Genomic DNA, 7,500 nt, shown 5'->3' with positions numbered 1-7,500 from the left:
GTTCTAAACCTGTTAAACGTTGCAAACGCATATCTAAAATAGCTTGCGCTTGTTTTTCACTTAAGCCGAAACGTTCCATTAAACCTTGCTTTGCAATTTCCGCTGTTTTCGAACTACGAATTAATGTAATAACTTCATCCAGATGGTCTAAGGCAATTCGTAATCCTTCTAAAATATGAGCACGCGCTTCTGCTTTTTCTAGTTCATAAGCTGTACGTCTACGAATTACTACCTTTTGATGTTCCAAGTAATGATATAAATTTTGTTTTAAGTTCAGCACTTGTGGCTCTCCATTTACAAGAGACAGCATGTTAATACCGAAACTTGTTTGAAGTGCTGTATGTTTATATAAGTTATTTAATAATACATTAGCATTGGCATCACGACGTACTTCCATAACAATACGCATACCATTTCGATCTGATTCATCACGTAAATCTGTAATACCTTCAATTTTCTTATCGCGAACTAATTCTGCAATTTTTTCAATTAATCGCGCCTTATTTACTTGATAAGGTAGTTCCGTTACGATAATAGATTGTTTGCCATTTGACTTCTCTTCAATTTCAACTTTAGCACGAAGTATAATAGAACCGCGTCCTGTTTCATACGCTCTACGAATACCACTTCTTCCTAAAATTAAACCTGCCGTCGGGAAATCTGGTCCTGGAATGCACTCCATTAATTCTGCAATAGTAATATCAGGATTATGACTTAATGCCAATACCCCATCAATTACTTCGCCAAGTTGATGCGGCGGAATATTCGTTGCCATACCAACTGCAATACCTGTCGTACCATTTACTAGTAAGTTAGGAAAACGCGCTGGTAATACAATTGGCTCTCTTTCAGAACCATCATAGTTATCTTGATAATCAATCGTATTTTTTGAAATATCACGTATTAACTCCATAGAAATCTTAGACATTCTTGCTTCTGTATAACGCATTGCTGCTGCTGAATCTCCATCGACAGATCCAAAGTTACCATGCCCATCAACAAGCATATAACGTTGACTGAAATCTTGCGCCATACGTACCATTGTTTCATAAACAGCTGAATCACCATGAGGGTGATACTTACCAATTACTTCACCAACAATACGTGCTGATTTCTTATACGCTTTATCAGCCGTAATTCCTAAATCATTCATCGCATATAAAACCCTACGATGCACAGGTTTTAATCCATCACGAACATCTGGTAATGCACGAGATACGATAACACTCATTGCGTAATCTAAAAATGAGGTACGCATTTCATGACTAATATTAATTTCTCGAATTCGTGCTTGTTGTTGATTGTCTGACATCAACGAGCACCTCCTCTTACATTTCCGTTACACATACATTGATTTATATGTAGAAGACAGGAATACTCAGATTCCTGTCATTACTCATTTAAATATCAAGGTTTTTCACGTATTTTGCATTTTCTTGGATAAAGTTACGACGTGGCTCTACTTTATCCCCCATTAAAATTTCAAATGTTTCATCTGCTTCAATTGCATCTTGAAGGGAAACTTGAAGTAATGAACGCACTTCTGGGTCCATTGTCGTTTCCCAAAGCTGAGCTGGATTCATTTCTCCTAAACCTTTGTAACGTTGGATCCCGGGTTTAGGTTGAGCTGGTAATTCAGCTAAAATCTTTTCAAGCTCTTTCTCATTATAAGCATATTGAATTTTTTTACCTTGTTGTATTTTAAACAACGGTGGCTGTGCAATATAGATATAACCATGTTCAATAATTTGACGCATATAACGATAGAAGAACGTTAATAATAGGGTACGAATATGCGCACCATCTACGTCGGCATCCGTCATAATAATAACTTTATGATAACGAGCTTTCTCAATATCAAAATCGCCGCCAATGTTCGTACCAATTGCAGTAATAATTGTACGCACTTCATCGTTAGATAAAATTTTATCCAATCTTGCTTTTTCAACGTTAATAATTTTACCTTTTAGCGGTAAAATCGCTTGGAAGTGACGATCACGCCCTTGTTTTGCTGATCCACCGGCAGAGTCACCCTCTACAATGTAAATTTCACTAATTGCTGGATCTTTCGAAGAGCAATCTGCTAATTTACCAGGTAAACTTGAAACTTCTAATGCACTCTTGCGGCGTGTCAATTCACGTGCTTTTTTCGCTGCAACACGTGCACGTGCTGCCATCGTACCTTTTTCTACGATTTTTCGTGCAACATTCGGGTTTTCTAGTAAGAACTTTTCAAATGCCTCTGAAAACACAGACTCTGTAATCGTTCTTGCTTCACTATTCCCAAGTTTCGTCTTCGTTTGTCCTTCAAATTGTGGGTTTGGATGTTTAATTGATACAATTGCAGTTAAACCTTCACGAACATCCTCACCCGTTAAGTTACTGTCTGCATCTTTTAAAATACTATTTTTACGTCCATAATCGTTAATCACACGAGTTAAAGCTGTTTTAAACCCTACTTCATGTGTTCCACCTTCATACGTATGAATGTTATTCGTAAATGAGTAAATATTATTTGTATATCCTTCGTTATACTGTAAGGAAACCTCAACTTGAATACCATCTTTTGATCCTTCTACATATACAGGTTCTTCATGGATTGGTTGTTTTGAGCGATTTAAATGCTCGACGTATGATTTAATTCCACCTTCATAATGGAATTCTTTCTTTTGCTTATGTTCACGTTTATCTTCAATTGTTAATTTAATATTACGATTTAAAAATGCTAATTCACGCATACGAGTTGCGAGCGTATCAAATTCGTATACTGTTGTTTCCTGAAAAATTTCTGGATCTGGTTTAAATCGAGTTATCGTTCCTGTTTGATCTGTGTCACCAATGACTTTTAAATCCGCAACCGGAATACCTCTTTCGTATTTTTGATAATGGATTTTACCTTCACGATGTACAAATACCTCTAGTTCTGTTGATAGGGCATTTACTACAGATGCCCCAACACCATGCAAACCACCAGAAACTTTATAACCGCCGCCGCCAAACTTACCACCAGCATGAAGAACGGTCATAATAACCTCTACAGCAGGACGTCCCATTTTTTCTTGTATACCAACTGGAATACCACGTCCATTATCCGTTACACGAATACTATTATCTTCTTCGATACTAACGTTAATTTCATCACAGTAACCTGCAAGTGCTTCATCAATACTATTATCGACGATTTCCCATACAAGATGGTGAAGTCCTTTTCCGCTTGTAGATCCAATATACATACCAGGGCGTTTTCGAACTGCTTCTAGCCCTTCAAGTACCTGTATTTGACTTTCATCATATGAATTTTCTTGCATTTGCTTTTGTTCCATTGACACAAAGATCACCTACTTTTCCATTTAAACAGGGATTACGCCCTATCTATTTCACAATCTACCGTGCCGTTCGTTACATGAATTGTTTTCGCTTCTTTTAATGTTTCGTGTTCAATTCCGTCGACACTCGTCGTTGTCACAAATGTTTGCACTTTTCCTTGAATTGTATTTAACAGATGCGATTGACGATAATCATCTAATTCTGATAATACATCATCCAATAGAAGAATCGGATATTCTTTAACTTCTGAGTAAATCAATTCAATTTCAGCTAATTTTAGGGACAGTGCGGTCGTTCGTTGTTGTCCTTGCGAACCAAAGACTTGAACATTTTTACTATTAACGAAGAATTGTAAATCATCACGATGAGGACCAATTAAAGTCGTACCACGGAAAATTTCACGTTGTTTCACGGATTGAAAACTTTCATAGTATACTTCTTTTATTTTCGACAAATCCATTGATTCTGATACATCTACACTCGGTTTATAGACAATTTCTAATTCTTCTAACCCACGGCTTATACCACGATGAATTGGAGCTGCCCATTCTTGTAGTAAATGCAAAAATTCAAAGCGTTTTTGCAAAATTTTTGTACCATGCTCAATAAGTTGAAGTGTAAATACATCCAACATCGTTTCCTCATTCTTACTATTCCCTTGCATCTTTTTTAGCAAGTGATTTCGTTGTGTGAGCACCTTTTGATATTGACTCAATTCATACAAATAGACCGGAGCTATTTGGCCTAATTCCATATCTAAAAAGCGTCTTCTTACTTGAGGGCTTCCTTTTACAAGATTTAAATCTTCTGGGGCAAACATGACAACATTCATCACGCCAATATATTGACTCAATTTTTGTTGTTCAAGTTGATTTAATTTTGCCTTTTTACCTTTTTTCGAGATATTTAATTCCAAAGACAAAGAACTATTTCTCTTTTGTAGCTTTCCTTTAATTTGACCGAAATCTTCATCCCAACGGATAAGTTCGCGATCATTAGAGGTTCTATGAGATTTCGCCATCGCTAAAACATAAATAGCTTCCATCAAATTCGTTTTCCCTTGCGCATTCTCGCCGATAATTACATTTACCTTATCTTCAAAGGAAAGCTCTAACTTTTCATAATTGCGATAGTTTTTTAATTGTATTTCTGAAATAAACAAAGGGCTCCCCCTTTATGACTGAACTTGGAAACTTCCGCTTCCTGGAATTTCAATAATATCGTTCGCATATAGTTTGCGACCTCTTCTATTTTCAAGTTCTTGATTCACGTACACTTCATATTCTTGTAAAAACCATTTTACAGCGCCACCTGTATCAATTACATCGGCTAACTTTAAAAATTGCCCTAGTGTAATATACTCTGTTGAAATTTTAATACGTTTCATAAAATCGCTCACTTTCTGAAAGTGTTCATTCTTTCATTGTACTAAATAAACTAGCATTAGGAAAGTAATACCCAAAAATCAAATAAGGGCTACTAGCATCTGAAAACTAGCAACCCTTATTTCTTACTTAGTAAGTACGAACCGGTAAAATTAATTGAATAATGGATTCATCATTTACTGTACGAATTAAGAATGGTCTCATTGCTCCAGTAAAGCTAATCTTAATTTCAGTACTATCTAATGCTTTTAGTGCATCCATCATATATTTTGCACTAAAAGATATTTTTAACTCTTCTCCATCTACTTTTTCACATTGAACTTCTTCTACTACTTTTCCGATTTCTGGTGAATTCGAGGAAATTTCTAGCATTGCCTGCTCTAAAGTTGATAATTTTACAACATTATTACGACCATCTCTTGCTAAAAGAGATGCACGATCAATTGCTTGTAAAAATTCTTTTGTATTTACAAAAATATCTGTTTTGCTCTCCGCTGGAATTAAGCGAGTTGTATCAGGGTAATTTCCTTCTAACAATCTTGAGAAGAATAATAAATGTTTTGTACGGAATAATACTTGATACTCCGTAATAACGATATCTACCATTTCTTCAGACTCATCTAGAATTTTGCTTAATTCATTTAAACTTTTTCCTGGAATAACAACATTTGCTTGGAACTCATCTGCAATGCCTTCAATTTTTGCTTTTCGAAGAGCTAGTCTGTGACTATCTGTAGCAATGCCAGTTAGTTCGCTGTTATATACCTTCCAGTTTACACCTGTCAAGATTGGTCTTGTTTCAGAAGTAGAAACTGCAAATACAGTTTGTCTAATCATATGTTTAAGTAAATCCGTTGGAATCTTAAAAACATGATGTTCTTCAATTTGTGGTAACAATGGATATTCTGCAGAATCTAAACCATTTAAATTAAACTCTGATTTTCCAGAAGTTATTTTTGTCATCAAATGATTTTCCACAGAAATTTCTACAGTTTCTTTAGGCAACTTCTTTACAATTTCACTAAAATATTTAGCCTGTAAAACAATACTTCCTGATTGATTCACTTCTACGATTTCTTTTCCATTCTCTTCAACTGGAATGAAAGATTCAATTGAAATATCAGCATCGCTTCCTGTTAATGTAACTCCTTCTTCTGTAGCGACAACTTTAATCCCCGTAAGGATTGGAATTGTTGTACGAGAAGAAACAGCCTTCATTACATCTTGTACACTTCTTACAAGATAGTCTTTTTGTATTGTAAAACGCATAAAGAAAAACCTCCGGTAAGTATAAGATTTTATTTAATTAATAAAGATAAAAAATAGTAGTAATAATAATAGGGCTTGTGGATATGTGGATAACCCTGTTAAAGGATGTAAAAACAGTCTATCTACATGTGGATAGACTGTGCGTAAAACAAGGAAAGTTATTCACACTATTCAGCTACTACTTTAAAATATCGTTAATTTCTTCAACTTGCTTTTGTAATTGCGTATCCGTCTTAAGTAGCTTAGAAATTTTTTCATGAGCATGGATAACTGTTGTATGATCACGTCCACCAAATTCTTCACCTATTTTAGGTAAGGAGGAGTCTGTCAGTTCACGTGATAAATACATTGCAATTTGGCGAGGGAAGGCAACTGATTTCGTTCGCTTTTTCGCCTTGAAATCTTCCAATTTTACTTGATAAACATCTCCTACAGCTTTTTGAATATCATAAATGGAGATAATTTTTGGTTTAGAATTTGGAATAATATCTTTAAGTGCTTCGGCTGCTAAATCAGCATTAATATCTTTGTTAATTAAAGATGAATAAGCTACAACTCGGATGAGTGCACCTTCTAGTTCACGAATATTTGAATCGATTTGATTTGCAATATAAAGCATGACCTCATTTGGTATATCAAGTCCTTCAGCCTTTGCCTTTTTGCGCAAAATTGCAATCCGCGTTTCTAAATCTGGTGGCGTAATATCCGTAATGAGTCCCCATTCAAAGCGAGAACGAAGACGATCTTCTAAAGTTGGAATTTCTTTTGGTGGCCGATCACTGGAAATTACAATTTGTTTACTTTCTTCGTGTAATGCATTGAATGTATGGAAAAACTCTTCTTGAGTTTGTTCTTTTCCCGCTAAAAATTGAATATCATCTATCAATAAAACATCCACATTGCGGTATTTATTACGAAAATCGACAGCTTTATTATCACGAATAGAATTAATGAATTCATTTGTAAATTTTTCTGATGATAAATATACAACTTTGGCATTTGGGTTATGTTCAATTACATAATGACCAATTGCATGCATTAAATGGGTCTTTCCAAGTCCAACTCCCCCATAAATAAAGAGGGGATTATATGCTTTAGCTGGCGCTTCGGCTACGGCCAATGAAGCAGCGTGAGCAAAACGGTTACCAGAGCCAATAACAAACGTATCAAACGTATATTTTGGATTTAGCATACTCTGTGGTAAATGATTAGAATCATCTTGTGCTGAATTCGGTTTAGAAGGAGGAAGATCAATCTCCTCTTCGGCTTGACTTTGGGGAATAATAAAGCGAATAGCTAATTTTGCCCCTGTTAAATCATAAAGTGTTTCTGAAATTAGCTCTGAATAATGAGATTCTAGCCAATCGCGGGCGAATTCATTTGGAGCCGTAATTGTTAATACATCTTTCTTTAAATTATGTGCGGTCGTTGATTTTAACCATGTTTCATAACTTGGTTTACTGACCTTTTTTTCTAGTTCTTTTAAGGCGCTGTTCCATAAATCAGAGATGTTTTCCAA

General features: G+C 35.3%; 6 protein-coding genes (1 of these 6 only partly in view). All 6 read right to left on the bottom strand.

The annotated features are described in order from the left end of the window. On the bottom strand, positions 1-1,312 hold the 5' portion of the coding sequence (gene gyrA / locus PSR14_RS00030; protein ID WP_406644104.1) for a DNA gyrase subunit A. 1,160 nt of this gene lie to the left of the window's left edge; only the first 1,312 of its 2,472 coding nucleotides appear in the window; the start codon lies at positions 1,310-1,312; the stop codon falls past the left edge of the window. An 88-nt stretch (positions 1,313-1,400) separates the two neighbouring features. Then, positions 1,401-3,323 carry a DNA topoisomerase (ATP-hydrolyzing) subunit B gene (gene gyrB / locus PSR14_RS00025; RefSeq protein ID WP_000435990.1) on the bottom strand — a complete coding sequence of 641 codons (1,923 nt, stop codon included), beginning with the start codon at positions 3,321-3,323 and terminating at the stop codon, positions 1,401-1,403. A 38-nt stretch (positions 3,324-3,361) separates the two neighbouring features. After that, positions 3,362-4,489, bottom strand: a complete 1,128-nt coding sequence (gene recF / locus PSR14_RS00020) for a DNA replication/repair protein RecF (protein WP_000470750.1) — start codon at positions 4,487-4,489, stop codon at positions 3,362-3,364. Between the two features lie 12 nt (positions 4,490-4,501). After that, positions 4,502-4,714 (bottom strand): S4 domain-containing protein YaaA, encoded by a 213-nt coding sequence (yaaA, locus tag PSR14_RS00015; protein WP_000821367.1) that lies wholly within the window; start codon positions 4,712-4,714, stop codon positions 4,502-4,504. A 127-nt stretch (positions 4,715-4,841) separates the two neighbouring features. Further along, positions 4,842-5,981 (bottom strand): DNA polymerase III subunit beta, encoded by a 1,140-nt coding sequence (gene dnaN, locus PSR14_RS00010; RefSeq protein ID WP_001212896.1) that lies wholly within the window; start codon positions 5,979-5,981, stop codon positions 4,842-4,844. A 178-nt stretch (positions 5,982-6,159) separates the two neighbouring features. Next, complete coding sequence (dnaA, locus tag PSR14_RS00005) at positions 6,160-7,500, bottom strand: chromosomal replication initiator protein DnaA (protein WP_000428025.1); 1,341 nt, start codon at positions 7,498-7,500, stop codon at positions 6,160-6,162.

This window comes from Bacillus sp. A01H (genome assembly GCF_045277205.1).
Lineage (GTDB): Bacteria > Bacillota > Bacilli > Bacillales > Bacillaceae_G > Bacillus_A > Bacillus_A paranthracis.
Note: the sequence above shows the minus strand (reverse complement) of the source record. Positions and strands in the feature narration are given on the sequence as shown.